The organism is Parasphingorhabdus sp., from assembly GCF_059726685.1.
In genome coordinates, this window is record NZ_AP041068.1 from 1,039,861 (window position 1) to 1,065,455 (window position 25,595).

Annotated in this window: 27 protein-coding genes; 23 read left to right on the top strand and 4 right to left on the bottom strand. The window is 56.9% G+C overall.

The genetic code is table 11. The annotated features are described in order from the left end of the window. Positions 1-169: 169 nt before the first annotated feature. From AC6I9Z_RS05215 to AC6I9Z_RS05225, 3 genes are all read right to left on the bottom strand, one after another. Positions 170-1,543 (bottom strand): glutamate--cysteine ligase, encoded by a 1,374-nt coding sequence (locus AC6I9Z_RS05215; protein WP_461458280.1) that lies wholly within the window; start codon positions 1,541-1,543, stop codon positions 170-172. Positions 1,544-1,728: 185 nt separating this feature from the next. Continuing rightward, positions 1,729-2,310, bottom strand: coding sequence for a YqaA family protein (locus AC6I9Z_RS05220; protein WP_461458278.1), 582 nt, complete (start codon positions 2,308-2,310; stop codon positions 1,729-1,731). A gap of 261 nt (positions 2,311-2,571) precedes the next feature. Then, complete coding sequence (locus tag AC6I9Z_RS05225) at positions 2,572-4,143, bottom strand: alanine/glycine:cation symporter family protein (RefSeq protein WP_461458276.1); 1,572 nt, start codon at positions 4,141-4,143, stop codon at positions 2,572-2,574. Between the two features lie 195 nt (positions 4,144-4,338). Between AC6I9Z_RS05225 and AC6I9Z_RS05230 the strand changes: the two genes are divergently transcribed. From AC6I9Z_RS05230 to AC6I9Z_RS05270, 9 genes are all read left to right on the top strand, one after another. Continuing rightward, the gene (locus AC6I9Z_RS05230; protein WP_461458274.1) at positions 4,339-5,418 is read left to right on the top strand and encodes a DUF2855 family protein; all 1,080 of its coding nucleotides are present in this window, start codon (positions 4,339-4,341) and stop codon (positions 5,416-5,418) included. 73 nt (positions 5,419-5,491) lie between these two features. Continuing rightward, positions 5,492-7,279: a patatin-like phospholipase family protein gene (locus AC6I9Z_RS05235; RefSeq protein ID WP_461458273.1), complete on the top strand. Its 1,788-nt coding sequence runs from the start codon at positions 5,492-5,494 to the stop codon at positions 7,277-7,279. Between the two features lie 126 nt (positions 7,280-7,405). Further along, on the top strand, positions 7,406-8,062 hold the full coding sequence (locus AC6I9Z_RS05240) for a DUF6151 family protein (RefSeq protein ID WP_461458271.1): 657 nt from the start codon (positions 7,406-7,408) through the stop codon (positions 8,060-8,062). A gap of 171 nt (positions 8,063-8,233) precedes the next feature. Then, positions 8,234-8,734 carry a hypothetical protein gene (locus tag AC6I9Z_RS05245; protein ID WP_461458269.1) on the top strand — a complete coding sequence of 167 codons (501 nt, stop codon included), beginning with the start codon at positions 8,234-8,236 and terminating at the stop codon, positions 8,732-8,734. Positions 8,735-9,001: 267 nt separating this feature from the next. After that, a complete protein-coding gene (locus AC6I9Z_RS05250) occupies positions 9,002-9,565 on the top strand; it encodes a hypothetical protein (protein ID WP_461458267.1) in 564 nt (187 codons plus the stop codon). Beyond that, the gene (locus tag AC6I9Z_RS05255; protein ID WP_461458265.1) at positions 9,555-10,895 is read left to right on the top strand and encodes a DNA-packaging protein; all 1,341 of its coding nucleotides are present in this window, start codon (positions 9,555-9,557) and stop codon (positions 10,893-10,895) included. The genes AC6I9Z_RS05250 and AC6I9Z_RS05255 overlap by 11 nt, the downstream gene beginning before the upstream one ends. Positions 10,896-11,179: 284 nt before the next feature. Then, positions 11,180-12,331 carry a phage portal protein gene (locus AC6I9Z_RS05260; RefSeq protein WP_461458263.1) on the top strand — a complete coding sequence of 384 codons (1,152 nt, stop codon included), beginning with the start codon at positions 11,180-11,182 and terminating at the stop codon, positions 12,329-12,331. 273 nt (positions 12,332-12,604) lie between these two features. Then, on the top strand, positions 12,605-12,913 hold the full coding sequence (locus AC6I9Z_RS05265) for a DUF6127 family protein (RefSeq protein WP_461458261.1): 309 nt from the start codon (positions 12,605-12,607) through the stop codon (positions 12,911-12,913). Beyond that, on the top strand, positions 12,910-13,335 hold the full coding sequence (locus tag AC6I9Z_RS05270) for an HK97 family phage prohead protease (protein WP_461458259.1): 426 nt from the start codon (positions 12,910-12,912) through the stop codon (positions 13,333-13,335). Before AC6I9Z_RS05265 ends, AC6I9Z_RS05270 begins: the two co-directional genes overlap by 4 nt. On the opposite strand, the gene AC6I9Z_RS05275 is transcribed toward AC6I9Z_RS05270, so the two are convergent. After that, entirely contained in the window at positions 13,313-14,410 is a 1,098-nt protein-coding gene (locus tag AC6I9Z_RS05275; RefSeq protein WP_461458258.1) for a hypothetical protein, read from the bottom strand. The two genes, AC6I9Z_RS05270 and AC6I9Z_RS05275, sit on opposite strands and share 23 nt — an antisense overlap. 115 nt (positions 14,411-14,525) lie before the next feature. On the opposite strand from AC6I9Z_RS05275, the gene AC6I9Z_RS05280 reads away from it, so the two are divergent. The 14 genes from AC6I9Z_RS05280 (at position 14,526) to AC6I9Z_RS05345 (ending at position 25,436) form a co-directional block, all read left to right on the top strand. After that, a complete protein-coding gene (locus AC6I9Z_RS05280; protein WP_461458256.1) occupies positions 14,526-15,716 on the top strand; it encodes a phage major capsid protein in 1,191 nt (396 codons plus the stop codon). A gap of 103 nt (positions 15,717-15,819) precedes the next feature. Beyond that, a complete protein-coding gene (locus AC6I9Z_RS05285; RefSeq protein WP_461458255.1) occupies positions 15,820-16,365 on the top strand; it encodes a head-tail connector protein in 546 nt (181 codons plus the stop codon). Beyond that, positions 16,362-16,709 carry a phage head completion protein gene (locus AC6I9Z_RS05290; protein ID WP_461458253.1) on the top strand — a complete coding sequence of 116 codons (348 nt, stop codon included), beginning with the start codon at positions 16,362-16,364 and terminating at the stop codon, positions 16,707-16,709. The genes AC6I9Z_RS05285 and AC6I9Z_RS05290 overlap by 4 nt, the downstream gene beginning before the upstream one ends. Beyond that, positions 16,706-16,924, top strand: a complete 219-nt coding sequence (locus AC6I9Z_RS05295) for a hypothetical protein (protein ID WP_461458251.1) — start codon at positions 16,706-16,708, stop codon at positions 16,922-16,924. The genes AC6I9Z_RS05290 and AC6I9Z_RS05295 overlap by 4 nt, the downstream gene beginning before the upstream one ends. Continuing rightward, positions 16,921-17,319, top strand: a complete 399-nt coding sequence (locus AC6I9Z_RS05300) for a DUF3168 domain-containing protein (protein ID WP_461458249.1) — start codon at positions 16,921-16,923, stop codon at positions 17,317-17,319. The genes AC6I9Z_RS05295 and AC6I9Z_RS05300 overlap by 4 nt, the downstream gene beginning before the upstream one ends. A 298-nt stretch (positions 17,320-17,617) precedes the next feature. Further along, positions 17,618-18,025 carry a phage tail tube protein gene (locus AC6I9Z_RS05305; RefSeq protein ID WP_461454045.1) on the top strand — a complete coding sequence of 136 codons (408 nt, stop codon included), beginning with the start codon at positions 17,618-17,620 and terminating at the stop codon, positions 18,023-18,025. Further along, positions 18,018-18,332: a gene transfer agent family protein gene (locus tag AC6I9Z_RS05310; protein ID WP_461454047.1), complete on the top strand. Its 315-nt coding sequence runs from the start codon at positions 18,018-18,020 to the stop codon at positions 18,330-18,332. Before AC6I9Z_RS05305 ends, AC6I9Z_RS05310 begins: the two co-directional genes overlap by 8 nt. Positions 18,333-18,339: 7 nt before the next feature. Beyond that, on the top strand, positions 18,340-18,552 hold the full coding sequence (locus tag AC6I9Z_RS05315) for a phage tail assembly chaperone (protein ID WP_461454049.1): 213 nt from the start codon (positions 18,340-18,342) through the stop codon (positions 18,550-18,552). Beyond that, positions 18,545-19,135 carry a tail tape measure protein gene (locus tag AC6I9Z_RS05320; protein WP_461454051.1) on the top strand — a complete coding sequence of 197 codons (591 nt, stop codon included), beginning with the start codon at positions 18,545-18,547 and terminating at the stop codon, positions 19,133-19,135. Before AC6I9Z_RS05315 ends, AC6I9Z_RS05320 begins: the two co-directional genes overlap by 8 nt. A gap of 3 nt (positions 19,136-19,138) precedes the next feature. Further along, a complete protein-coding gene (locus tag AC6I9Z_RS05325) occupies positions 19,139-21,490 on the top strand; it encodes a DUF2460 domain-containing protein (RefSeq protein WP_461454053.1) in 2,352 nt (783 codons plus the stop codon). Beyond that, a complete protein-coding gene (locus AC6I9Z_RS05330) occupies positions 21,487-22,305 on the top strand; it encodes a phage/gene transfer agent baseplate hub protein (RefSeq protein WP_461454055.1) in 819 nt (272 codons plus the stop codon). The genes AC6I9Z_RS05325 and AC6I9Z_RS05330 overlap by 4 nt, the downstream gene beginning before the upstream one ends. A gap of 2 nt (positions 22,306-22,307) precedes the next feature. Beyond that, the gene (locus AC6I9Z_RS05335; RefSeq protein ID WP_461454056.1) at positions 22,308-22,739 is read left to right on the top strand and encodes a peptidoglycan endopeptidase; all 432 of its coding nucleotides are present in this window, start codon (positions 22,308-22,310) and stop codon (positions 22,737-22,739) included. Continuing rightward, positions 22,740-24,938, top strand: a complete 2,199-nt coding sequence (locus AC6I9Z_RS05340; RefSeq protein WP_461454058.1) for a phage tail protein — start codon at positions 22,740-22,742, stop codon at positions 24,936-24,938. A 45-nt stretch (positions 24,939-24,983) separates the two neighbouring features. Further along, positions 24,984-25,436, top strand: coding sequence for a DUF2793 domain-containing protein (locus AC6I9Z_RS05345; RefSeq protein ID WP_461454060.1), 453 nt, complete (start codon positions 24,984-24,986; stop codon positions 25,434-25,436). Positions 25,437-25,595 lie beyond the last annotated feature (159 nt).

The following is a 25,595-nucleotide window of genomic DNA, read 5'->3' on the forward strand; positions in this document are numbered from 1 at the left end:
TTGGTAATGGACTCGGAGAGCTTCCCTGTTCCCCGCGCCGCAACCCCTGACCATCAAGGCCGCTATGGTCAAGTTTGCCGGGATGTTAAGGGCCGCGATTGTGCGGAATCCGGCGCAACTGTTGCAATTGCGTTACAAAACCATGCCTAAAGCAGGTCTTTGGGTGATTTTAGAAACTCATCTCGTCATAGATATGCGACAAATCGCCATTCCACTCGCCATGATAGCGATCGAGCAGCTGAGCAGCCGGTGATTTGCCCTTGGCGACTACATCCCGCAGCGGGTCGAGGAAACCGCTTTCATTGTCACCGCTGGTATTCAGGCGGCCCCGTGCGGTAAGGCCGGCGGAAGCAATATCGAGAATTTCCCCGGCCAGATCGAGCAGCTTGCCGCCACCCGGCAGCGGCGCGCTCAATCCCTGTTTTGGAACCGCGTTGCGCAAGGCTTCACGTTCTTCCATGCTCCAGCCCTTGACCCGGTCCCAGGCCGCATCAAGCGCAGTCTGATCATAGAGCAGACCGACCCAGAAAGCGGGCAGGGCACAGATACGGTTCCATGGTCCGCCATCGGCGCCGCGCATTTCGAGGAAGCTTTTCAGGCGCACTTCGGGGAAGGCCGTGGACAGATGGTCATTCCAATCAGCCATGGTCGGTTTCTCACCGGGCAGGACGGACAATTCGCCCTTCAGGAAATCGCGGAAACTGAGACCCGCCGCATTGATATATCTGCCGTCGCGAAAGACGAAATACATCGGCACGTCGAGCATATATTCCGCATAACGTTCATAGCCAAAGCCCTCTTCAAATACGAAGGGCAGCATGCCGGTGCGGTGCGGATCGGTGTCCGACCAGATATGGCTGCGGAAGCTTTCAAAACCATTGGGCTTGTTTTCGGTGAACGGCGAATTGGCGAACAGCGCGGTGGCGAGGGGTTGCAGGGCCAGACCGACACGGAATTTCTGCGCCATGTCGGCTTCGCTGGAATAATCGAGATTAACCTGGATCGTGCAGGTGCGCAGCATCATGTCGAGGCCGAGATTGCCGACGGTCGGCATGTGGTTCAGCATGATGCCGTAACGCCCCTTGGGCATGATCGGCAGCTCGGCGCGGGTCTTGTCCGGCCACATGCCCATGCCAAGGAAACCCTTGCCGGTTTTTTCGCCAATGGCTTTGACTTGCTGCAAATGGCGCCCGGTTTCGTTGCAGGTCTCGTGCAGATTCTCGAGCGGCGCACCGGATAGCTCTAACTGTCCGGCTGGCTCCAGGCTGACCGTGCCGTCGTCTCCGGCCATGGCGATGACTTTGCCGTTTTCTTCCACCGGCTTCCAGCCAAATTCCTGCAGCGCGAGCAGCAGGTCCTTGATCCCGCCAGGCTCGTCATAGCTGGGGGCGTGATGATCGGTGGTACAATAGACAAATTTCTCATGCTCAGTGCCAATGCGCCATTGGTCTTTCGGCTTCTCCCCACCTTGCATCGGTTCGATAAGCTGGCTGACATTCTCGATCACAGGATCGTTGCTATTTGAAACTTGTCTCGTGCTCATCATTTGCGTTTAAGCAAGTGTCCGAAATATCGCTAGAAATATTTTGTTCGGGCTGAAGAAGAAATTGCGTGGTGGGGTTAAAAGGGATGTGCTCCGCACTTGATGCGGAGCTTAGAGTAGGTCGTAAGGACATCCATCCTAGGCTCCGCATCAAGTGCGGAGCACAAACTTCGAATTTCAGCCGTCTAAACCAACCACTTCACCGCGGCAAAGCCGCCAACAAAGAGTATTCCGCCGAGCGTTGTCGCCAGCGCAAAATTCTTGTCGATCCATTCTTTCATCGGTGCGCCAAACTGGGCAAGCAGAACAGCAACAAGGAAGAAGCGAGCGGATCGCGCAATAATGGCTGCGAAGATAAGGATATAGAGCGGCATGGCAGTGCTGCCCGCCGCAATGGTGATCACCTTGAACGGTAATGGCGTAAACCCGGCGAGCAGGACGACAATCCAGCCCTGTTCATTGAAATTCTGCGCAAACACGTCGAACTTGTCGGTCACGCCGTAAAATTCAAGGATTGCGATACCGACAGTTTCGAACAGGAAAAAGCCGATCGCATAGCCAAGCAAAGCGCCCAACACCGACGAAACGGTACAGATGAAAGCATACCAATAGGCGCGTTTCGGCTTGGCCAAACACATCGGCGCAAGCATGACATCGGGCGGAATGGGGAAGAAGCTCGACTCCGCAAAGCTGATCCCCGCAAGCCACTTGGTCGCTTGTGGATGACCGGCCTTGTCGAGCATCCATTCGTAAAGGCGTTTGAGCATTATTTATTGACCCTCAGGCGCCGGGCGGGCACATCCGTGCCCTTGGCTACGCGCCATAAGGCGCGGCGGACGCTATTTGATTTTGGCGCCCTTGCCTCGCTGCGCTCGGACGATGCTCTCAAGGTTCGCGCCAGACATATAACCTCTGGGTTGCCACCAATCCGACACGAAGCGGAGGCAAGCGCGACTGCGCGCCCGAGCTTATGCGAGGAAAGCCAAGCGGGCGGATGCCCGCACCCGGCGCTTGATGGAATCAAAAACCTAATGCCCCGCTGCCCCCGACACTTCCTCTTGCAGTTCTTTCGGCGTTTCCCGGCCGTGGTCGGTGCCAGCCGTGCGGTTGCCCTTGGCGAGGGCAAAGACCACGCCGGACAAGGCAAGCAGAGCTACAATATTCGGCAGCGTCATAACGGCGTTCGAAATATCGCCCAAGCGCCAGACCAGTTGCAGGGGTGCGAAGGAACCGAAGAAGATCACCACGCACCACAAGACGCGCCAGATAAAGTGCAGTTTTTTCTCGCCGCTGAGGCTCGCACCGGGCAGCAGGTCGTAAAGATAGGTGATCGCGCGCTCGCCATAATAGCTCCAGGTGAGCAGGGTGGTGAACACGAACAGGATCAGCGCGACCGAGACAATCAACGTGCCAATCGGAATGCTGAACACTTCAAACGGGAAGGCTGCACCATAAGCCCCCGATGTCATGGCAAAGCCATTGAGGTCGGATTGCCAGGCATGTTCCACCGCCGTTTTGACGCCATTGGCATCGGTCACGGTAAAGTCGCCAGCGACCGTCAGCATGACCAGTGCGGTCATGGTGCAAATCACGATGGTGTCGATAAACGTGCCCATCATCGCAAAACGGCCCTGTGCCGCTGGATCATTGGTCTGTGCAACAGCATGGGCAATCGGTGTGGAACCCTGACCCGCCTCGTTGGAGAACAGCCCGCGCGCAACACCGGCGCGAATGGCAATCATGATCATCGCGCCAAGGAAACCACCGGCCGCGGCGTCATAGCCAAATGCGCCTGCAAAGATGCGGGAGAAGGTTTCCGGCAGATAAGGCAGGTTGATCATCAGGGCGATAAAAGCCATCACAAGATAAGCCGCAGCCATCCATGGAACGATTGTTTCAGCGACTTTACCGATGGATTTGATGCCGCCGATAATGACTGCAAACACCGCGATGGCAGCAACCGCACCGCCAATCCATTCTTCGACCCCGAACAGCTCGTTGGCGCTGTCGCCCAAACTGTTGGCCTGAATACCATTGCCGGTAACCAGCGCTGAAAACAGGGCGCCGATACAAAAAAGCACTGCCAGCCAGGTCCATTTCGGGCCAAGACCAAGGGTAATATAGGTCATGGGTCCGCCGCGATAAGTGCCATCTTCGGCTTGTTCGCGGAAGCGGATGGCCAACGACCCTTCGGCAAAGGCGAGCGCCATGCCGAACAGAGCAGTGATCCACATCCAGAAAATCGCACCCGGCCCGCCGAGTGTAATGGCCGTCGCAACGCCTGCGAGATTGCCGGTACCCACTTGCCCGGAAAGGGCCGTCGACAAGGCTGCGAAGGGAGAAATCTCACCCGCGCCTTTACTGTCGGATTTCTTGAAAAGGCCAGCGAGGGCCGGGAACAAGCGGCGCAGCGGATAGCCGCGCAGACCGATCATGAAATAGATACCGGCGCCCAGCAGGATGATTACCATCGGCGGAATTGGCTGACCAGCAATTGCTATAACCGCTTCGCCATTCCAGGTCCCGCCCCAGATAAAGTCCGATACATTGGTGACCGGCTGAATAGCCGCTTCAAACCCCGAAACTGGCGCTGTACTCACTCAAATTCTCCCCGTATCGCGCATTTTGGCGCTGAAAACTCCACCCTGTTCGGGCTGTAATTTAATTACAATCGCAACAGGATTAGCAGTCCCGCCGTTTTTGGCAAATGCTTTTGCCAATCGCGCGTGAAAGCCTATGATAAAGTTAGAAAATCAAAACCAATATGATGATTCTTTGACAGATGGAGCAGCCAAATGAGTGACCAGACAAGCAGCCTATGGGTGAAAAAGGCGGATCTTCCGCAAAGTGAGTGGCACGCCGGACTTTCGCCGGAGCTTGGCGAAGGTCAGGTTTTGCTGGAGATCGAGAAATATGCGCTGACGGCCAATAACATTACCTATGCTGCGGTCGGTGACGGCTTTGGCTATTGGAATTTCTTCCCGACAGGTGATGCAGACTGGGGCATTGTACCGGTCTGGGGCTTTGCCAAGGTGGTGGCTTCACAAAATGCCGATATTGCGATTGGCGAGCGGGTTTACGGCTATCTGCCAATGGCCAGCCACTTGGTTGTATCCCCGGACAATGTTACCGAGGCAGGATTTGTTGATCATGCCGAACATCGTCAAGGGCTGGCGATCATCTACAATCAATATCACCGTCTCGGCATGGATGTAGGGCAGATGGAAGAAGAACGCGCCCTCTATCAACCTTTGTTCACGACCAGCTTCCTGATCGAGGACATGATGCGCAAAGCCGACTGGCATGGCGCGGATGCGGTGCTGCTCACCAGTGCATCTTCCAAAACGGCGCTGGGTCTGGCGGTGGTTGCCAAGAATCTCAGCCCCGATATCAAGCGCATCGGTCTGACTTCGGCCGGCAACAAGGCGTTTGTTGAAGGAACCGGGCTTTATGATGAGGTGCTGACCTATGATGATCTGTCCAGCACCGATGCATCGCAGAATATCGTATCGGTTGACTTTGCCGGCAACAGCGCGTTGCTTACCGCGATCCACGCGCATTGGGATGCCAATCTGAAGTTCAGCTCCATGGTGGGGGCCACTCATTTTGAGGAACGCAAAGGTACAGGTGATCTGAAGGGCCCTGCGCCGGTGCTGTTTTTCGCGCCAACAGTGGCTGAAACGCTGATGAAAGAAGTTGGCCCTGCAACGTTTCGCGCGATGGTGGATGAACAATTTGCCGCTTTTGTTTCGAGTGTGGCGAACCATCTCTCGGTTGAACATCTCTCGGGGCAGGATGCCTTGCAAAGCGCCTATCTCGAAATGCTGGCCAACAAGGTTGCGCCCAGTCGCGGTTTGATCTGCGCGCTGGGTTGAGAATGAATAAGCGTTGATTATCAACACAGAAGGGCAGATAACAGCCTGAACGGGGTCGCGCCTAGGGGACGACATGACTGAAACACCGGTTTCCGGACCAAATCTGGCCCGCCACGCGCTATTTGACGGCGTGTCGGAGGCGGCGCTCGATGCACTGGAATCGGTGTCCACGCTGAAGCCCGTATCAGGTGGCGAAAATCTCGTCGTGCAGGGCGATGACGCCGACGCGCTCTATTTTGTCGAATCCGGCCGGTTCCGCGTGGTGGTCAACAAGGTCCATATTGTCGCACATATCGAAGCCGGAGAAGCGGTCGGCGAACTGGCCTTTTTCGCGGGCGGCAAGCGCACCGCCGATGTGATTGCGATGCGCGATTCAGTTGTGCTGGAAGTGTCCCGCCAAGCGTTTGACAATATCGCCCTTGATCATCCGGAACTGACCCAGGCGATGCTGAAACTGGTATCGGAGCGCCTTGCCGTCGCCACGGCGCGCACGGCATCGGTATCAACCGGAACGCCGCGTGTAATTGCCTTGCTACCTGCCGGAACCAGCCAATTGCCCGACGGCTTACTATCGCGGTTAGCGGCCGCCTTTGAAGCGGTGTTGAAAGACGATACCCCAATAATCGCAGTGGATCAGGGGACAAATGAAGCCTCCGACGGTGCGGCCTATCAGGCTTGGCTGGCGGAGCAGGAAGCCAAGGGTGCATATGTTCTGATTGACGGTAGCGGGTCGGAGGAATGGGGCGGTCAGGTCTGCCGCAATGCCGATGCTCTGGTCATGGTCGGCTGTCCGGGGCGGGCCGAACCCGAGCCCAATGCTATGGAACAGACGGCAATGCGCTGGATTGCTCCGCCGCAGCGGTCCCTGTTGCTGGTGCGGGAGAAGGCCGACAAAACGATCACCAAAAGCGCGGCCTGGATCGATCCGCGCGAACCGAAACTGCATCATCATGTCGCTCTTGATAGCGATGCCGATTTCGCCAAGATTGCCCGCTTCTTGACGGGCCGTGCGGTCGGCCTTGTCCTTGCCGGCGGTGGGGCGCTGGGCTGCGCGCATCTGGGTGTCGTGCAGGCGCTGAGACAGGCCGATATTCCGATCGACTTTATCGGCGGAGCCAGTGCTGGCGCGGCGATGGGCGGTGCTATTGCCCGCGGGATGACGGTCGAAGAGACTCTCGACCAGATGGAAGCGATGTTCATCAAGGCCAAGGCGATGCGGCGGCTGACGCTGCCGCTCTATTCGCTGCTCGACCCAACCGTGTTCGATGCCGAGCTGCGTCAACGATACGGGACCAAGGATATTGCGGATCAACCGATAAATTTCTTTGGCGTTTCTACCAACCTGTCGACCAATGGCCTGCACGTCCATCGGCGCGGGCCGCTGTGGGAATGTGTCCGTGCTTCGGGATCGTTGCCGACCATATTGCCGCCCTTTATCGATAGCGATGGCAATATTCTTGTCGACGGCGGGGTGCTCGACAATGTGCCGGTCAAGGTCATGCATGGCCTGAAAACCGGTCCCAATATCGTGGTGTCGCTGGGCGATCCTGACGAGATCTGGCGCACCGATGTAGAATATGAAGATATCCGCGGGCGCTGGACATTGATGAAGGACGTGCTGCTACGCAAAAAGCGGGAGGCGGAGTTCCCGTCGATAGTCGAGATCATGTCCCGGTCGATGGTGGTGGCAAGCCGGATGGCATCGAAAGAAATGCTCGGCGATCAGGACCTGCTGGTGAATCCGCCGATCATTCCCGACATGCAAATTCTTGACTGGCATCTGGGGCGCGAGCTCGCCGAAATGGCGGAGGAATATATTAGCACTCAGGTCATCGAGAGTGCCGGGTTGAAGGCTTTATAATTCCTTGTCACGTGCAGCGCGCTTCGGCGGGCGGTCGAATAGACGCATCACGTACCTGCAAAAAAGGGGGAGGATTTTGGGCGGCGTCTATATTAAACAGCGATTCCCCCGATATCAGGATGACTTATGACTCCCACCACCAGTCCCCCACAAACTCTTGAATTTCAATGTGAATGCGGTGCCATTCAAGGTGTTGTGCGCGAATCCTTTCCGCCAAACGGTCGCCGTCTGGTTTGCCATTGCAATGATTGTCAGGCCTTTGCCCATTATCTGGGCAGGGAAAAACAGATATTGGACGACCATGCCGGGACGCATGTCTATCAGATGGACTCATCGAAATTCACCATCAGCAAAGGACAGGACAAGCTTGCCTGTGTGACCGTTACCGGCGGGCCGCTGCTGCGCTGGTATTGCGCGAGCTGTAAAACACCGATTGCCAATACGCTCAGCTCCACGCGCTTTCCGTTTCTCTCGTTGATCCTGTCGGCCTTTGACCAAGGAAAAACCGATGCAGTGGTGGGATCGGCTGTCGAGCATGTCTCGATACCATCCGGCGCAGGCGATCCCGGCAAGGTCAAGACCGCCAGCATGCCCAGTATGTTGTGGCAGCTGCTGGTCCGGGTCCTCAAGGCGCGGTTCAACTCGGAGCTCAAGAAATCACCGCTATTTGATGATGCCACCGGTAAACCCTTGGCTGAGCCGATCAAGCTGGAGCGCTCAGAACGGCTGGCGATTGATGAAAAGGCCGATATTTACCGCGAGGTATTGGCGGAGGCGCAGTAGGCGATCATGCCGGTTCACAGAGCCTAAGGACAGGAGCAAACCGTTTGCAGTACTCTCATCCGTTCAGATTGATCTAACCCAGCTTTCGTGTCCGCTAGGGGCGCAAAAGCGGACATTCGTAACAAGAAATCTGCGATTTGATCTTTTTGATTTTCCAGCTACGATTCGACGATGAATAAAGTTGGTCTGGCAACAATAATCGTGACTACCGTGGTGCTAGGTATTTTCTTTTGGGCAAATCGTTCAACCTTAAATTCAACCGAAAAAGCACTGTTTGATCGGATCGATGAGGTAATAGATCAGGAACCGCAGGCTTCCGAAATTGCACCGTCATTTTCATTGCCCGAAAAATGTGGGAAAGAAGGATGTTTTTTCGACGAAGTGCAAGTCAACAACTTGAGCAATTCTGGCGGAAAATTACACCCGACACCAAAAGGGCTGGTGTTCGAACTTGAGGGCTTAGGCCCTCAATGCGTAAGAACAGCTCAAATTCAAAAACAATTTGGTCTCGGGCAAGTGGGAGATTCCTGCTCTCATGGACCGTGCTGGTACCTAACAATTCAAAAAGACTGGGGTCATCTATCTTTTGCACTGGAGAATCCGACTGCGAGATGCGCTTCGACATTTGTCATTAACAGTCTCCCGCACATGAGAAGAACTAAAAAGCCATAACCCAAGTCTACTTCTAACGTCCGCTTTCGGGATAAAGCAGCCGCCGCTCCCCTAACTTCCAAATTCCTTTTGCAACCAAATAGGTACAAAATACTTGACATCGTCACGCTGTTTTGGTACATATCAGGAACATCGAGAAATTGTGATTCGGGCCGAGCGGCTCTGAACCACCGGTTTGGCCCCACCACAGGGCTGGCCCGGGGGTTTTCAGCGTGCCGGCCCTTTTTGATGCCCGCGGTCCCACGCGATCCGGGCGTGAGGATAGATATGGCTGAAACACATGAAGACCCCCGGCCCGGCGCCATCGCTCCGGAGTCCGGTACTGACCCGCGCGCCGACCACAAAGCGGCCAAGCAACGCGCCTTTCTGGAACATCTGGCGATCACGTCCAGCATCAAGAAATCGGCCGCGGTTGCAGGTATCGCCAATGGCACATTATATTTCTGGCGAGAGCGCGATCCCGATTTCGCCGCCGCCTGGCTAAAGGCGCTGGCAGAGGGTTATGCGTTGCTCGAAATGGAAATGCTGGAACGCGCTCGCAAAGGGGTGGAGCGCAAGATTTACTATCATGGCAAGCATGTCGGCACGGTGCGCGACTATGATCACAAAACCGCCTTGCAACTGCTGCGCCTGCACAAGGAAACCGTGGCTCTGGTGCGCGCGGCGCAGGCCGAGCAGGCGGTGGAGGAGGAGCCGGAAGATAGGCTGGAGGACAAGCTGAAAAAGATCAACGTGCGTTTGCGCGCCTTTCGGGCAGAGCAGCGACGAAGAAAGGCAGTGGAACAAGATCCTGATCACCGCGAAAGGAACGGTGCAGTGCATGGAAGGTGACGTAAGAACGGCGGCTGAGATTGGCGCGCTGAAAGACACTGAGCGTGCGTTTGTTCTGGGCGAGATGGATCGCAAAACCCGTTTGCAATTTGAAGCCAGCTGGCATCACTGGGCGCGGGACGAACAATTGGCACCCGCCGGTAACTGGACCACATGGCTGATCATGGCCGGTCGCGGCTTTGGCAAGACCCGCGCCGGGGCGGAATGGGTCCGCGAAATTGCCCAGGCCGATAGCAGCGCGCGCTTTGCGCTGGTTGGCGCGAATTTTGCCGAGACGCGGATGGTAATGGTGGAGGGTGAAAGCGGGCTCTTGTCGATTGCTCCGACAAAGAACCGCCCGCTGTGGGAGCCGTCGTTAAAGCGTCTGCGCTGGCCGAATGGCGCCGAGGCTTATCTCTACTCGGCAGCGGAACCGGAAGGTTTGCGCGGCCCCCAGCATAGCCATTCATGGTGCGACGAGATTGCCAAGTGGACCAACAATTCCGGACAGGCGCTGGCGACCTGGGACAATCTGAAAATGGGTTTGCGGCTGGGCCGCGCGCCCAAAATCGCGGCGACGACAACGCCAAGGCCGGTACCGCTGGTACGGGCGCTGGTCAAGGATAGTGGGGTCAAAGATAGCGGCACTGTGATCACGCGGGGCGGTACCGAAGACAATGTTGCAAACCTGCCTGCGGCTTTCATAGAGGTGATGAAGGCCGACTATGACGGAACGCGGTTGGGGCGGCAGGAACTGAACGGCGAGCTGATCGAGGAGCTGGAAGGTGCATTGTGGACACGGGCGATGCTGGAGGAGTGCCGGGTTGTCTGCGACGAAGCCAGCCAAGCGGTTCGCGTAGTCGTCGGTGTTGACCCGCCCGCCTCACAAACCGGAGATGCCTGCGGGATCATTGTGACTGCTTTGTGTGCGGACAATAAAGCCGTGGTTTTCGCGGACAACAGCGTCGAGAAGTCCAGCCCCGAAACATGGGCAAGAGCGGTTGCGGATGCGGCCCGGATCTGGGGTGCCGACCGTGTGATTGCGGAGGCCAATCAGGGTGGTGCGATGGTGAAGTCGGTGCTGCAGGCGGCAGATATTTCGCTGCCGGTCCGGTTGGTACATGCCTCCCGCGGCAAGGTAGCCCGAGCCGAGCCGGTGGCGGCGCTTTATGAAGCAGGGCGGGTGCTCCATGCGGGCACGTTCCCGCGTCTGGAGGATGAGCTGTGCGGGCTGCTGATCGGTGGCGGTTACGAAGGGCCGGGGCGATCACCGGATCGGGCGGATGCGCTCGTCTATGCGCTGACGGAATTGATGTTGGGACGGAAGCGAGAGCCAAGGGTGCGGGTTTAGGAGGGAGTTTTTTTGATTCCCTCAAGCGCCGGGCGCGGGCATCCGCCCGCTTGGCTTTCCTCGCATAAGCTCGGGCGAGCGGTCGCGCTTGCCAACGCGATGCGTCGGATCAGCGCGACCTCGACGGTATGGTTCTAGAGAACAACCTAGAGAACAACCTAGAGAACATCGTCCGAGCGCAGCGAGGCAAGGCCGACCGGCCGCCGCGCCTTATGGCGCGATAGCCAAGGCGACGGATGTCGCCGCCCGGCGCTTGAGGGAATATAAAAAAGGAACCACAAAACATGAAATTTTGGGAAAATCTGTCGCTCACCTTCAAGGGACATGGGCAGCAAACAAAACCACCTTTGGGGCGTAGCTATATCGGCACCTATGGAGGAGCCGCTTTTTCCGGAGAAGCGCCCTTTTCTTATGAGGGTCGTGTGCGCGAAGCCTATATCGACAATGCCATCGCGCAACGCGCGGTGCGGATTGTTGCTGAAGGCGTCGGTGATGCGCCGCTTGCACCGATGGAGGATGAGATTGCAAAGCTCATAAACGCAAGTAGTGCGGGGCAATCGCTCCTTGAAACCATCGCTGCCCATCTTTTACTGCATGGCAATGCTTATGTGCAGGTGATGTGCGCGCCTGATGCCAAAGGTGTTGAGCGCCCGGCTGAATTGTTTGCCCTGCGGCCCGACCGGATCACGATTGAACCGGATGAAAAGGGCTGGCCAGTCGCCTATGTCTATCGTGCAGGCGAGCATCAGACCCGCTTTGCCGCGCAAGATGAAATGGGACGGCCTGCGATCATTCACATCAAGGCTTTTCACCCGACCGATGACCATTATGGTCTGGGCTGCCTTGGCGCTGCGGCGAAAGCGGTGGCGGTACATAATGCGGCGGCTGAGTGGAACAGAGCTTTGCTCGATAATGCGGCGAGGCCATCAGGCGCGCTGGTCTTTGATCCCGGACCGGATGGATCGGCCCTGTCGCCGGACCAGTTTGACAGGCTCAAGGCCGAGGTGGAGGCGAGCTTTGCCGGGGCCGGTAATGCTGGCCGACCGATGCTGCTCGAAGGCGGCCTGAAATGGCAGAGCATGAGCATGACCCCGGCCGACATGGATTTTGTGGCTTTGAAAGCAGCCGCGGCGAGAGAAATTGCACTGGCGTTCGGAGTGCCGCCGATGCTCCTGGGGCTGCCCGGAGACAATAGCTACGCCAACTACCGCGAAGCCAATCGGGCATTGTGGCGACTGACAATCCTGCCGCTGGCCGGGAAGATCTTGGACGGGCTGGCAGGGGGTCTGGAAGCATGGTGGCCGGAGGCGAAGCTGGCGATCGACCGTGATCAGATACCCGCGCTGTCGGAGGATCGAGAACGACTGTGGCAACAGGTAAGCGAGGCAGATTTTCTATCGCCCGAGGAGAAACGCAGCCGTCTTGGAATAGATTAGAGGCAGGAAGTTTATTTATTTAACCTCAGGCGCCGGGCGGGCACATCCGCCCGCTTGGCTATCGCGCCATAAGGCGCGGCGGACGCCATCCATTTTTGGCGCCCTTGCCTCGCTACGCTCGGATGATGCTCTTGAACGTTGCATAGAAAGTCGCGCTGATCCGACGCATCGCGTCGGCAAGCGCGACCGCGCGCCCGAGCTTATGCGAGGAAAGCCAAGCGGGCGGATGCCCGCGCCCGGCGCTTGAGGAATCAAAAAAGGAGTCATCAAAAAATGCAAAACGAAGAAATGCTCGCTCGCCTGGTGGCGCAGGCAGAAGGCGATGGCGCTGACCTTGTGACGCTCCGCGCGATCGTGGAGGAAGCGACCGATAGCGGTGCCGAGCGCGTGCTCGACCGGTTGGGTCTCGCCGATCACAAGGCGCCTGACGATCTTGACGAGCTGCGCGAACTGCTCCGTGCTTGGCGCGATGCCAAGGCGAGTGCATGGAAAGCGGCGATAACCTGGGTTATCCGGGGTGCGCTGGCGCTGCTTCTGATCGGGATTGCCATGCGCTTCGGGTTCGGGAATCTTGTCACGTGAGCGCCATCCGCTTTGCTGGTTACGCCGCCATCTTCAATCGTATCGACCGAGGCGGCGATATCATTCGGCCGGGTGCTTTTGGCACGCTCGCCGAGGGGCTGTCGCTGCCCCTGCTTTGGCAGCACCGGCCGGAAAACCGCATCGGTAGTATAAGTTACGCCCGTGAAGACCAACGCGGACTGCGGGTCATAGGCACCCTGTCCACCGCCAGTCGCGCCGGGCGGGAAGCGGCGATGCTGCTGGCGGGAAATACCGTAAAGGGCTTGAGTTTTGGCTATCGTGTCAAGCAGGCGACTGGCCATGGGCCGCGCATCATCGGTGATCTTGATGTCGCGGAAATATCGCTGGTCACCGCCCCGATGCAGCCGCTGGCACAGGTCCATTCATGGGAGAGCAAAGCTAGCGGGCCGGTAGCGGTTTGACTCCGTCGGAAGCAGGCACGCCATTGGCCATATTGGCGTCCATCGCGGCGATTACCGCATCGCTGCATCCGAATGTCTTCAACTCGGCGGCAATACGCGGATCGCTCTGGGTCGGTGAAACGACCTGCGGGAAATAAAATTCAACCGGTTTTTCCTGCTGGCACATATTGCGCCGCGCCAGGCTGTTGAACGTTTTCAATTCGGCCAGCACGCCATCATGATCCTCGCGCCCGGCGAGGATATAGATTTTCAGGATGCGGACCGGATAATAGACGAGATCCTGGTGACGGCTATGGCGCTCGGTCTTTTTCAGGAACAGGTTGATCGCATCCAGCGCTCGGTCTTCGTCCTTCGCGATGATCGCGTCATAGGCAATCAGTTCGGCATGCTCGACATTGGATATCAGGTCGATCGGCTGACTGTCCGCCAACGCGACCGCCGCCTTAAAATTGGCCAGCGCGTCATCGCGGCGGTCCAGTTCGAGGAGATATTCGCTTTTGTTTGTGTAGAGATAACCCCGGCGCGCGGCACCACCGCGCATTAGACTGCGCGCCTCAACCGCAATCAGGCCGTCATATGCGGTCAGGGCAGCATCATGATCGCCAAATTGTTTGAGCAGCGCAATGAGCGAGCGATAGGAGCCTTGCGCGATCTCGTCCTGCATTGGCCAGCGGCCCCCGCCATGTTGCTTTGCTGACTTTATCGCCAGCGTCAGCGCGCGGTTTTTTAAAGTTTCTGCATCGGGGGCGTTCCTCTTTTGCGCGGAAATTGCCGCCTTGCTGGCTTGCTGCAAACGGATCAGATCCTGATAGGCTTGCAGGACGGGCCAACAGGTTTTTGCGACAAACTGGAGAGACGGCTTATCCCTGTCACCGCAGGTTGACAGGTCGCCGCGTTTCTCTGGCGCTATGGTCATTTTGAGGATCGGGTTAGCCGGTCGCGGCGGTGAAACAATCGGGATCGGTTTTTTCTCTGCGGCGACCGGCGTAGCGGTCCCAGGGGCAGAAGTTGAAGATTGTGCCGCGAGCGGGAAGGCCATGAACAGGGCGGCCAAAGCGCCCAAGCCAGAAATCATATGCATGTACAGCGGGATAATAGGTCCCCTGCTGCTTGTCGATCAAAGAATTACTCCAACGATTTACGCCGTCCGACATCGGGCGATTTCTCATTACCCAAAAGAAAGGAACATCATGGAAATTTCCAATACCCCTCTCGAAACGAAAGCTGACCCGTTAGAAGAGTCGTTTGACGTGGTCCTGCAGGCAGAAGAAACCGAACGACACGGTCAGGCGATTGCCGATCTGCGTACTGACGTTGATAGCTTGCAAAGCCAGATGACCGATATCTCGAAAGCCTCTGCGCGACCTGTTTTGGCCGGGAATGAGCAAGGCACGAAAGGTATGATGTTTTCTATCGCCGCACGCGATTTTACGGCAAAATATCTTCGCCGCGGCGACCATGCGGGGGTTGAGCTTAAAAGCTTTTCCGGCGCATCCGGTCCCGAAGGCGGCTTTGCGGTGCCGCAGGAAATCGATGCCTTGATCGGACGGACGCTCAAGGACATCTCCCCGATCCGTTCGATTGCGACCGTCGTTCAAACCGGCAGCGCGGGGTATCGCAAGCTCGTCACTGACGGTGGCACGCCATCTGGCTGGGTCAGCGAAACAGCCGGAAGGCCGGAAACCGACACGCCCAATTTCAATGAGATCGCCCCGCCAACTGGAGAGCTATATGCCAATCCCGCGGCGTCCCAGGCGATGCTGGATGACGCGGCTTTTGATGTGGAGGCCTGGCTGGCGGATGAAATTGCCCGCGAATTTGCGCAGGCCGAAGGTGCGGCTTTTGTTGGCGGCTCTGGCGTCAATCAACCGCGCGGTTTTTTGAATGATCCGGTGACGGATGAACCGGATGATGTGCGGGCTTTCGGAACGCTGCAATATATTCCCTCCGGCGCGGCGGGCGACTTTGCCGCTGCGAATGGTGAGGACGCGCTTGTTGATCTGGTTCATGCGCTGAAACCCGCCTATCGGCAGGGCGCAAGCTTTGTGATGAACAGCGCGACGCTGGCCCAAATCCGCAAGTTCAAGACCGCCGATGGCGCGTTTCTGTGGCAGGCCTCTCTGGCGTCTGGTCAGCCTGACACACTTCTTGGTTATCCGGTGGTGGAGGCAGAAGACATGCCGGATGTCACGGCAGATAGCCTGTCAATCGCCTTTGGCAACTTCCGCGCAGGTTACCTGATTGCAGAGCGCAGCGCTACCAGCATCCTGCGTGATCCGTTCACCAACAAGCCGTTTGTCCATTTTTACGCTACCAAACGCGTCGGTGGGCAGGTGATGAACAGCGAAGCAATCAAGTTGATGCAGTTTAGCGTGAGCTAGCTTCTTCCCATCGTCGTGCCTCCGCGCGACGACGCGCGCCCGTGCCGATCAGTCTTCCCTGCACGGGCGCACCCTTAATCCTGTTAGAAAGGACACTACCCAAGTGAGTTATCCTCCTGATGACGTGCCTCCTGTGCCAATGGAATTAATCGAAGAGGTCAAAGGTTTTCTGCGCCTCAATCATGACGAAGATGATGCGGCGATCGCCCAGCTGCTGCGCAGCGCCGCGCGCCTATGTGAAAATTTCATCGGCCAGGTGCTGATAGCACGGTCGGTGCGTGACCGGATGCCGGTGCGTGCAGAATGGCAGAAACTGAAAAAACATCCTGTGCAGGCGATCACGCTGGTCGAAGCTGTCGCACCTGACGGCATGCTTACGTCTGTGCCATCAATGAACTATGCCCTTGATATTGACAGTGACGGTATCGGTTGGATCAAACTGCATCCGGTTACCAGCATTACGCGCATTGCAGTCACCTATGAAGCAGGTCTGGCGGCAGACTGGACGAGTGTGCCCACAACATTGCGGCAAGGCGTCGTGCGGCTTGCTGGTCACCTCTATTCACACCGTGATGGTGTGGACGTCGGCGGTCCGCCAAGTGCGGTGACAGCTCTTTGGCAGCCCCATCGCCGGATGAGGGTAGCATGAGCGGGCCTGAAACCGGCTGGTTGGAGTTCAGTGGCTTGCTGCGCGAGCAAATCCATATCGAACGTCAATCGTCTGAGCGCGACAGCGCCGGATCAGCGATCGAACAAAACGATCCCGTTGGCGCTTTTCGCGCTGCGGCAGAACCGCTGGGCACAGGAGACGAAGCGCACGCGGGCAGCCGTTCGGCCATGCCGCGCTGGCGCTTCATCTTGCGCCAGACCAATGCCGTTCGACCCGGTGACATATTGATCTGGGCTGGCCGTGAGATGGTCGTTCGCTCGGTATCCTCCGATCACCGGTTCATTCCAAGAACCTTCCTGCAAGCCGAGGAGAAACGGGTGTGAAAAAGCTAAAACAAAAGGCCGGGAATATGGCTGATGCGGCAATCCAAAAGGCGAGGGAAGATATCGGAACAGCGCTTGCCGAAGAATTGTCAGACGACTTGACGATAGAAGAAACGAGTGATGGTGTCGCCATTTCCGGCCCCGACCTGGGTGTGGAAATTTTGGGCAATAGCAGTCTGCGCGATGTCGCCTTTCTGATGCGCGGTGTCCGGTGACGGGTGCTGTCGAAGCCGTGCAGCACAGCCTGGTCACGGCGCTGAATGCGCATCAACCCCTGATGGACGAAATCGAGGGCGTTTATGATGGCCCGCCGCCGCGTGCGCGCTTCCCCTATGTTGCGCTGACAACAGGCGCTTCGCTGGACTGGAGCTTCAAAGGCGGTGCGGGCCGTGAGCTTAGCCTAGCGCTGACCGTTCATGATGATGGACAAAGCGCGGCGCGGCTTCACCGGACAATGGCGCTGGTAGAAGAGACTCTGGAGGCGGGTCTGGAAGATCCGGATGGCTGGCAGATTGTGACCTTCGATTTCCGCCGCACGCGAATCCTTCGCAATGCGATAAGCCCGTGGAGCGGTCTGATCGAGTATCGCGCACGGGTTTTGAGAGCGTGAGGGAGAGGAGTCTTTGTTGATTCCCTCAGGCGCCGAGCGGGCACATCCGTGCCCTTGGCTATCGCGCCATAAGGCGCGGCGGACGCCATTTGATTTTGGCGCCCTTGCCTCCGCTTCGCGTCGGTCCGGTGCCAATCTTGAGAGCATCGTCCGAGCGCAGCGAGGCAAGCGCGACCGCGCGCCCGAGCTTATGCGAGGAAAGCCAAGCGGGCGGATGCCCGCGCCCGGCGCGTGAGGGAATCAACAAAGACTCTCCTCCCGCGAGACAATTTCAAACAAACAGAAAAGGAACCAAATCATGGCAGCAGAAAAAGGCAGCGCTTTCCTCCTGAGAATTGGCGATGGCGAAGTCCCGGTGGGCTATTCCACCATCGCCGGTCTGCGGACAACGCAATTGTCAGTCAATGGTGAACCGGTGGCGATTACCAGCAAGGATAGCGGCGGCTGGCGCGAGCTTTTATCCGGCGCAGGTGTGCGGTCCGTATCAGTATCAGGCGCCGGTGTGTTTACTGGCTCGGATGCAGAAATGCGGATCAAAAATCATGCGTTGGGGGGCGTCATCGACGCCTATGAACTCAGCTTCGAAGGCGGTGACAGCATGCGCGGGAACTTCCTCGTCACGCGGCTGGACTATAGCGGCGATTATAATGGCGAGCGCAGTTACACGCTGAGCTTGGAAAGCTCAGGCGAAGTAACTCATGTCTGATCGCGCCAACGCGCTGCGCGGCGAAGCGGAATTGATGGTCGATGGCCAGCGGCTGGTTCTGCGTCCTAGCTTCACCGCGCTCGTTGCGGCGGAAGAGGAACTCGGCTCGCTCTTTGATCTGGTCGAACGGGCTGCAAATGGACGGTTGATGCTGTCGGAAATTGCCGGGTTGTTCTGGCACGTGATCAAGAACCAACCGAAAGATCTGACCCGTGAACGTTTCAGTGAAGCGATGATGGCGAAGGGGCTGACAGGTGTCACGCCTCCACTGAAGATATTGCTCAAACAGATATTGCAGGGGCGATGATTGTTGCATGACGGATGATTTCCGCACCTCGGCATCCCGCTTGGCCGGCATCATTCCCGCTAAGTTCAGCTGGACGCCGGATCAGTTCTGGGACGCAACCCCGGCCGAATTGACTGCGATCCTGAGTGCCTCTTTCGCTGCTTCGGCCGACAATCAGTCCCCCGAACCGCTCACCAAAACTCAACTCGATACACTGAAAGAAACTCTCGATCATGGATGAAGAAATCGAACGTCTGATCATAGCTGTACGCGCCGACACTGCCGGATTTGCTAAAGATGTGACCGACATGAAGGCACAGCTGGACGGTCCGTTGGCCAGCGGCATGGAACGTGCCGGGTCCGCCCTTGAAACGAGCCTCAGCCGGGCGATCCGCAGCGGATCATTGGGTTTTGAAGACCTGAAAGGCGTCGCGCTGTCCGTTTTGGCGGATATTGCCAATGCCGCCGTGAATAGCGGCATTGGAAACTTGCTCAGTGGCGGTTCCAGTATGGGTTCCGGCGGGGGTTTGCTGGGTATCGGGACGTCGATCCTCGGCGCTGCCCTTGGTGCACCGGGAAGGGCAAGCGGTGGACCCGTGACCGGCGGCCGTGCTTACGTGGTCGGGGAACAGGGTCCGGAGCTTTTTGTGCCGACCGCCGCTGGCCGGATAGAGCGAAGTGGCGGGCTGGCTGCTACGCCGAATGTTCAGCTCACCATCAATATTTCAGACAACGGGCAGGGTAGTGCGCCTGACCAGATGCGCCGCTCCAGCCGTCAGGTCGCGCGCTCTGTGCGTAATGCATTGGCCTATCGGGAGGGATGAACCATGGGATTTTGGCTAGCGAAAGAGCGCACCGCGCAACAGACCAATTTCATCCAGCGTTTTGATCCGCGCTTCTGGACGGTCAATTTTCCGCGCCCGATGATGGCATCGGTCGTGACGACCGCGCCGGACGCACTTCGGGTCGATGCGGTTTTCTATAATTCGGATGATCTCGCGGGACTGATCTGGGAGAGCGAAGACACGCTCGACCATCCGTTGCTGGCTTATGAAACAAGCCATGATTATGCGCGGCTCAGCCTGCGCTTTCATTGGCATTCGTCCGGGATCATGCCGCTGGATCAGATCAATGGGCCGACGCTGACAATCGAGGGCCGTGATGCGCTGGGCAATCCAAAGGCCTGGTACGTGCGGTTGTGGAACTATGCCACCGGCACGCCGACTGACGCCGATATCAGTCTGGAATTTTCCAGTCTTAATGGCGGATTTCTGCTGCCCGGGGAAGCGGATCCCGTATATCCGAAGGATATTGATCGATTGTTCATATCGATCATTCCGCCAGACTATGATGGCACGGGCACCTTATATCCCACACCGCAAATTGGTTGGGTCGAGATGAGTGCGATCACGGCCGATGGCGGCGGCGCAGTCCTCGAAATCGGTGATGTCATGGTGCCGGAAAACGGGCTTTCAATGGCGACCGGCTATGATGACAGTTTCAACCAGACACCCGAACGCCTGCTGCGATCTATCCGCGCGCTCGGTTATCGCGGAGCCATCAATCATTATGTCGGGATGAGTCACTATTTCCGGCTCGAAGCCAATGGACCGGGGCTTTATGTCAGCCTGTCTGTGCCGCAACCGGGGGAAGAATTTTCCGCGATCAATCAACCCTGTGCAGTCTGGCATCGTGATTTTGTGACGCGCGCAGAGGCAATGGATTTCACCGTCATATTTTCGCTGTCTTACGAACTGTTCGACGCCCATTGCTGGAACAATTGGAAACAGCGCGCCGAAAATGGTGATCCGGCGCTGACCGGCTGGGTGCCGCCTTCCACTTTGTTATCGCCCGCTGAGCCAGCGGCCATGGGGTATCTGCAAGCGGTCGCTAGGGCGTTCACCGCGATCGCACGGGACGCGGGGGCGGCAATAAAGTTTCAGGTCGGCGAGCCATGGTGGTGGGTGATGCCGGATGACGGTCGGATATGCCTTTATGATGCAGCGGCGCAAGCGGCATTTGGCGATACGCTGGTCAGCATCCCGGATATTCGGGGTCCCAAAACACCGTCACAAACCGCGATGCTGGACGAGGCCGGGTCGATCCTGGCGCAGTCTACGGCGGACCTGATCGCCGCAGTCAAGGATGAGGCTTTGGGCTCACCGGTAGAGACGCTCTTGCTCGCCTATCTGCCGACAATATTGGATGAGGATGCACCCGAGGCAAAGCGTGCCAACCTGCCTGTTGGCTGGGCCAGTCCTGCTTTCGATATATTGCAGTTGGAAGATTATGACTGGGTGATCGCGGGCGACCAGTCCGCGACGCGGAGCGGTATTGATTTGGCGACAGATCGGCTCGGCTATCCGATGGAGCAACAGCATTATTTCTCTGGCTTTGTGCTGACTGCTGAGAAAAGTTTCATCTGGGCCAACATTACCCGCGCGGTCGAGGCAGCCCGGACACGCGGCACGCCAGAGATTTTCATCTGGGCACTGCCACAGGTGGCGCGCGACGGTTTTACCTATTTTCATGAACAGGAGGATGACGTGAACGCCTTTGATGATGTTCAGTTTCCGTTTTCGATCGGACGCGGTGCAACGGTTTCACCACGCTTTTCAACCGATGTTGTGACCACCCTCTCCGGCCACGAAAAGCGCAATAGCGACTGGGCCGACGCGCGGTTGGAATTTGATGTCGGGCCGGGTGTGCGCTCCGAAGAGGAATTACGCGACTTGATCGCCTTTTTCCGTGCACGTCGCGGTGCGGCGAAAGCGTTTCGTTTTACCGATCCCTATGATCATAGCAGCAACGCCATGATTGATCCGCCGACGATTCTGGATCAGGTTATTGGTATTGGTGATGGCGAACAGACGCGTTTTCATCTGATCAAAAGCTATGGAATGGATGGCAGCGAGGCGCAGCAACGCTTGATTACCCGACCGCAGCCGTCATCTTTGCTCGTCGCTGTTGATGGCATGCTTGCCAGTAACTGGTCGCTCGGGACGCTAGGCGAAATAATTTTCGATGACCCGCCGGCGATAGCGAGCGAGGTCACTGCGGGTTTTTTGTTCGACGTACCGGTTCGTTTTGCCGAGGACAGGCTGGACGTCAGCGCCGGCACATTTCAGGCCGGCGAGATACCGGAAATTCGCCTTATCGAAGTGCGGGAAGGATCATGAGTTTGACATGGCTGGACCTGCCGCTGACAACCAGCTGCTATGCGTGGCGGCTGGAGCGGGCAGATGGCGTCACGATCGGATTTGTGTCGCATGACCGTGATCTGGTGATCGACAATTTGCGATACCGTGCTGCTCCTGGAATGGTGCCTTCGACTATCGCGCTGTCCGACAGTCTTGAGATGGACAGCGTTGATATCGAAGGCGCGATGACCAGCACCGCGATTGCCGAAGCGGACCTGATCGCGGGGCGCTGGGACGGCGCGCAGCTGCATATATATCTGGTCAACTGGGAAAGTCCGGAAGACGAACCGCTCCATCTTATTAGCGGTGAATTCGGCGAAATTACACGATCCGGTGATAAATTTAGGGTAGAGATGCTTGGCGGCACTTCTTTTCTCGATGAATCAATCGCGCCGCTGACATCACCGACCTGCCGCGCCCGGTTGGGTGACCGTGCCTGCAAGGTCAGCCTCGCTGTGCATCAGGCCGAAATGACGCTCACGCAACTATTGGAGCCGCAGCTCGAATTCTCTGACCTGCAAGGGCAGGCGGCGGACTATATCCATGGCGAATTGCGCTGGCTGAGCGGTGAAAATTGCGGGCTGCGGTTCGCAATTGTCAGCGGAGAGGGCAACGCGATCCGGCTGGCCGATCAACCAATTCGGCCTATGGCCGTCGGCGATAGAGCGCTGTTTACGGCCGGCTGCGACAAGAATTTTGCCACCTGCCGGGACCGCTTTCAAAACAGCATCAATTTTCGCGGAGAGCCTTATTTGCCCGGCAATGACCTGCTTACCCGCTACCCCGGAGCATGATCATGACATCAGATAAATCGGGAACAGATCGTCCGGCGATGATTGCCGAGATGGCGTTGGCGCTATGCGGCACAAACTTCAGACTTCATGGCCGGAGTGCTGAACACGGTCTTGATTGTATCGGGATGGCTGCGCAGTGTCTCAGTGCTGCGGATATGGATTGTGATGTTCCCACCGGCTATTCCATCCGGAGCGGGTCTGCCGAGCAAATTTCGGAGGTGATGACGCGCGCGGGATTTACAGCCATGCAGCCACGCGAGCCGCTGAGGGAGGGGGATATCGCGCTGGCCCGGCCCAGTCCGGTGCAATGGCATCTGATGGTGAGAACCGGCGGCGGTTTCGTCCACGCGCATGCCGGTATCGGTCAGGTGGTTTTCACACCGGGCGAAGCCCCATGGCCGATCAAAACAGTTTTTAGAATTTTGGAGGATTGAATGGCAACCTTGGTTTTGACAGCCGTCGGTACTGCTGTCGGCGGTCCGGTAGGGGGAGCTCTTGGTGCGTTTCTGGGCCAGCAAGTTGATCAGATTATCCTGTTCAAACCCAAGGGACGGGAAGGTCCCCGGTTGCAGGAACTGGCCGTGCAAACCTCCAGCTATGGCACGCAGATCCCGCGTATATACGGCAAGATGCGGGTGGCCGGGACGGTGATCTGGGCCACTGATCTGAAGGAAGCAAGCGAATCAAATGGCGGCGGCAAGGGGCGCCCTAGCAGCACCACTTACAGTTATTCGGCTTGCTTGGCTGTGGCGCTGTCCAGCCGAGAAATCAAGGATATTGGCCGTATCTGGGCGGATGGTAAAATTTTCCGCGGCAGTGCGGGTGATTTTAAAACCGAAACCGGATTCCGTTTTGTCCAGGGTCGTGAAGATCAAGTTGTTGATGGTTTGATTGCCAGCGCTGAAGCTGCTGGCGGAACGCCAGCCTATCGCGGCATGGCGCTGGCGGTTTTTGAAGATATGGATCTCACGGAATATGGCAACCGCATTCCCTCTCTGACCTTTGAGGTCATCGCGGATGATGGGACCGTCAGTCTTGGTACCATTATCAATGATGTTTCGGGTGACAGAGTTGATGCGTCTATAGATGAAAGCCTTCATGGTTTCGCAGCCGCCGGTCAGGATCGCCGAGAGGTACTGGCAGCGATCAGCGAGAGTTTTTCGCTATCATTTCCAGCTGTTTCAGACACTTTGTCTGCAAAGAGACGACAGTATGAACCGGGCGCAGAGATATTGTCGATGCGCGACCAGATTGTATCAACCCACAATAAAGAGCCGATTGCGCGGCCTGAACTACAGACACTGGCCGAAACGAAGATAGCTCGCCAGCATGCCCTGCGTTATTACGAACCCGAGCGGGACTATCAATCCGGCATGCAAAATGCGTTTCGACCAGGGAACAGCCGGGTGATCCGCGATCAGGATTTTCCTGCAGCTATGGGATCGTCGCAAGCTAAAAATATCGCCCGGGCAAAATTATGGTCGCTCTATCAGGAGCGGAGCAGCGCGCAGTTGCAAGTTTTGCGCACTGCGCTTTCCCTGAAACCCGGTACGCTTGTGAGTTGGGATGATAGCGGTGATATCTGGCTGGTGCGGAATTGGGAGTTGAACAGAGGCAGTATTGGCCTTGTGCTGTCAAAAGCCGGTGATGCATTGCCAGATGCCGAAGGAACAACTGATAGTGGCCGCCCGGTGAGGGAATTGGACGCATTGGCGGGGGCGACGAGATTGGCCCTGGTTGATCTGCCATTTGCTATTGATGCACCAATGCAGGTTTCTGACGTTTCCAGATTATATGCCGCAGCTGCTGGTGATCTGGGCTGGCGCAATGCAGAGCTGTTTGCGCTTGGTGCCGATGGCGTCTCCAATGAATTTATCGATCAGATATCGGCTCCCGCGAGGATCGGCACCGCACTGGAACCGCTGGGAGCCAGTGGCCCACACATAGTTGACAGAAAAAATAGCCTGCAGGTTCAGATGCACAACAGCAATATGCATCTGAACGATGCTGACCATGCGCAGCTGCTGGCTGGCAAAAACATCGCTGCCATCGGCAATGAAATAGTGCAATTTGGTTCCGCCGCACCGATCGGGAATGACCGGTATATATTATCCTATCTGCTGAGAGGTTTGGGCGGGACCGAACTGGAAATGGACAAGCATTTGGCGGATGAAGATTTTGTTCTGCTGGATGGCATCGATCTTACGGAAATTGATGCGCACAATTACGCGCCATTTCAACCTGTCACCATATCGGCCTTGGGCAGGGGAGATGATCTGCCGGTGTCCCGTTCCTTGGATGAAGTGGGCCGTGCGCTGAAACCTTGGTCGCCGGTTCATCCGCGCTTTGTTTTTAAAGAAAATGGCGACCTTGAGCTCGCCTGGACGCGCCGTTCTCGCGCTGGACCAATATGGCCTGATCATGTCGAAATTCCGCTGGCCGAAGAAACGGAAAGATATCGTGTGTCGATAGCGAGCGTAAGCATCGCTGAACCAATGATGCCTTTCTTGATGCTCCCTGCACCCAACGTGCAAGACTATCGGGATGCAGGAGCTTCAAGTCTGTCAATCGCTGTCCGGCAGATCGGCCAGCATAATATTTCGGATCCCCTGCTTTTCACGGTCGAAATATAAGGGTGATCAATCAGTATCTGTGGGTACACACTCAAAGGAAAGAGAATGACAATATTGGAAACACCGAGGTTCGCATTGCCTTTATTGGCCGTCGGTCAAGCACATAAAGAGCTATTTCATAATGATGCGCTGCTATTACTTGATTTTCTGGCTCACCCGGTTGTGCAGGCGGTAGTTGATGATCCAACGCCTCTGTCGCCCGTAGAAGGTGACTGCTGGCTTGTCGGCTCTGCTGCGCTCGCTGAGTGGAGTGGAAGGGAAGACCATATTGCCGGTTGGTCCGCCGGCGGATGGCGCTTCGTTAAACCGCAGGAATCTATGAAAATTATTGTAGAAAGCGATCATAGTTCGGCTGTTTATGTTGATGGAGTGTGGCAATTTCTGCAACACATCAATGCACCGATTGGTGGAGCCAATATTGATTTGGAGGCGCGGACAGCGATTGATTCGATTCTTGCCTTGCTAAGAACTGCGCAAATTTTACCTCAAATCAACTAGTTTGATTATGATTTGGGTAGCAATTCGGCTTGATTGCAGCACCTTAGAGGTGATTTTTTAAGCTAAATCACGAAAATGGCGACATTTTCGCAACAGTTCTACTATTTGTCCGCTTGCACTGTTTCTGGTGAGAGGTTACAAAGCGCCGTGAATTCAGAA

What these genes read in the sequence shown, in the direction of transcription:
- AC6I9Z_RS05240 (WP_461458271.1), top strand. Translation starts at nt 7,406, where the DNA reads ATGACTCCCACCACCAGTCCCCCACAAACTCTTGAATTTCAATGTGAA.
- AC6I9Z_RS05325 (WP_461454053.1), top strand. Translation starts at nt 19,139, where the DNA reads ATGGGATTTTGGCTAGCGAAAGAGCGCACCGCGCAACAGACCAATTTC.
- AC6I9Z_RS05255 (WP_461458265.1), top strand. Translation starts at nt 9,555, where the DNA reads ATGGAAGGTGACGTAAGAACGGCGGCTGAGATTGGCGCGCTGAAAGAC.
- AC6I9Z_RS05230 (WP_461458274.1), top strand. Translation starts at nt 4,339, where the DNA reads ATGAGTGACCAGACAAGCAGCCTATGGGTGAAAAAGGCGGATCTTCCG.
- AC6I9Z_RS05345 (WP_461454060.1), top strand. Translation starts at nt 24,984, where the DNA reads ATGACAATATTGGAAACACCGAGGTTCGCATTGCCTTTATTGGCCGTC.
- AC6I9Z_RS05250 (WP_461458267.1), top strand. Translation starts at nt 9,002, where the DNA reads ATGGCTGAAACACATGAAGACCCCCGGCCCGGCGCCATCGCTCCGGAG.
- AC6I9Z_RS05340 (WP_461454058.1), top strand. Translation starts at nt 22,740, where the DNA reads ATGGCAACCTTGGTTTTGACAGCCGTCGGTACTGCTGTCGGCGGTCCG.
- AC6I9Z_RS05265 (WP_461458261.1), top strand. Translation starts at nt 12,605, where the DNA reads ATGCAAAACGAAGAAATGCTCGCTCGCCTGGTGGCGCAGGCAGAAGGC.
- AC6I9Z_RS05330 (WP_461454055.1), top strand. Translation starts at nt 21,487, where the DNA reads ATGAGTTTGACATGGCTGGACCTGCCGCTGACAACCAGCTGCTATGCG.
- AC6I9Z_RS05245 (WP_461458269.1), top strand. Translation starts at nt 8,234, where the DNA reads ATGAATAAAGTTGGTCTGGCAACAATAATCGTGACTACCGTGGTGCTA.
- AC6I9Z_RS05310 (WP_461454047.1), top strand. Translation starts at nt 18,018, where the DNA reads ATGTCTGATCGCGCCAACGCGCTGCGCGGCGAAGCGGAATTGATGGTC.
- AC6I9Z_RS05260 (WP_461458263.1), top strand. Translation starts at nt 11,180, where the DNA reads ATGAAATTTTGGGAAAATCTGTCGCTCACCTTCAAGGGACATGGGCAG.
- AC6I9Z_RS05335 (WP_461454056.1), top strand. Translation starts at nt 22,308, where the DNA reads ATGACATCAGATAAATCGGGAACAGATCGTCCGGCGATGATTGCCGAG.
- AC6I9Z_RS05290 (WP_461458253.1), top strand. Translation starts at nt 16,362, where the DNA reads ATGAGCGGGCCTGAAACCGGCTGGTTGGAGTTCAGTGGCTTGCTGCGC.
- AC6I9Z_RS05320 (WP_461454051.1), top strand. Translation starts at nt 18,545, where the DNA reads ATGGATGAAGAAATCGAACGTCTGATCATAGCTGTACGCGCCGACACT.
- AC6I9Z_RS05220 (WP_461458278.1), bottom strand. Translation starts at nt 2,310, where the DNA reads ATGCTCAAACGCCTTTACGAATGGATGCTCGACAAGGCCGGTCATCCA.
- AC6I9Z_RS05275 (WP_461458258.1), bottom strand. Translation starts at nt 14,410, where the DNA reads ATGATTTCTGGCTTGGGCGCTTTGGCCGCCCTGTTCATGGCCTTCCCG.
- AC6I9Z_RS05315 (WP_461454049.1), top strand. Translation starts at nt 18,340, where the DNA reads ATGACGGATGATTTCCGCACCTCGGCATCCCGCTTGGCCGGCATCATT.
- AC6I9Z_RS05305 (WP_461454045.1), top strand. Translation starts at nt 17,618, where the DNA reads ATGGCAGCAGAAAAAGGCAGCGCTTTCCTCCTGAGAATTGGCGATGGC.
- AC6I9Z_RS05215 (WP_461458280.1), bottom strand. Translation starts at nt 1,543, where the DNA reads ATGAGCACGAGACAAGTTTCAAATAGCAACGATCCTGTGATCGAGAAT.
- AC6I9Z_RS05280 (WP_461458256.1), top strand. Translation starts at nt 14,526, where the DNA reads ATGGAAATTTCCAATACCCCTCTCGAAACGAAAGCTGACCCGTTAGAA.
- AC6I9Z_RS05235 (WP_461458273.1), top strand. Translation starts at nt 5,492, where the DNA reads ATGACTGAAACACCGGTTTCCGGACCAAATCTGGCCCGCCACGCGCTA.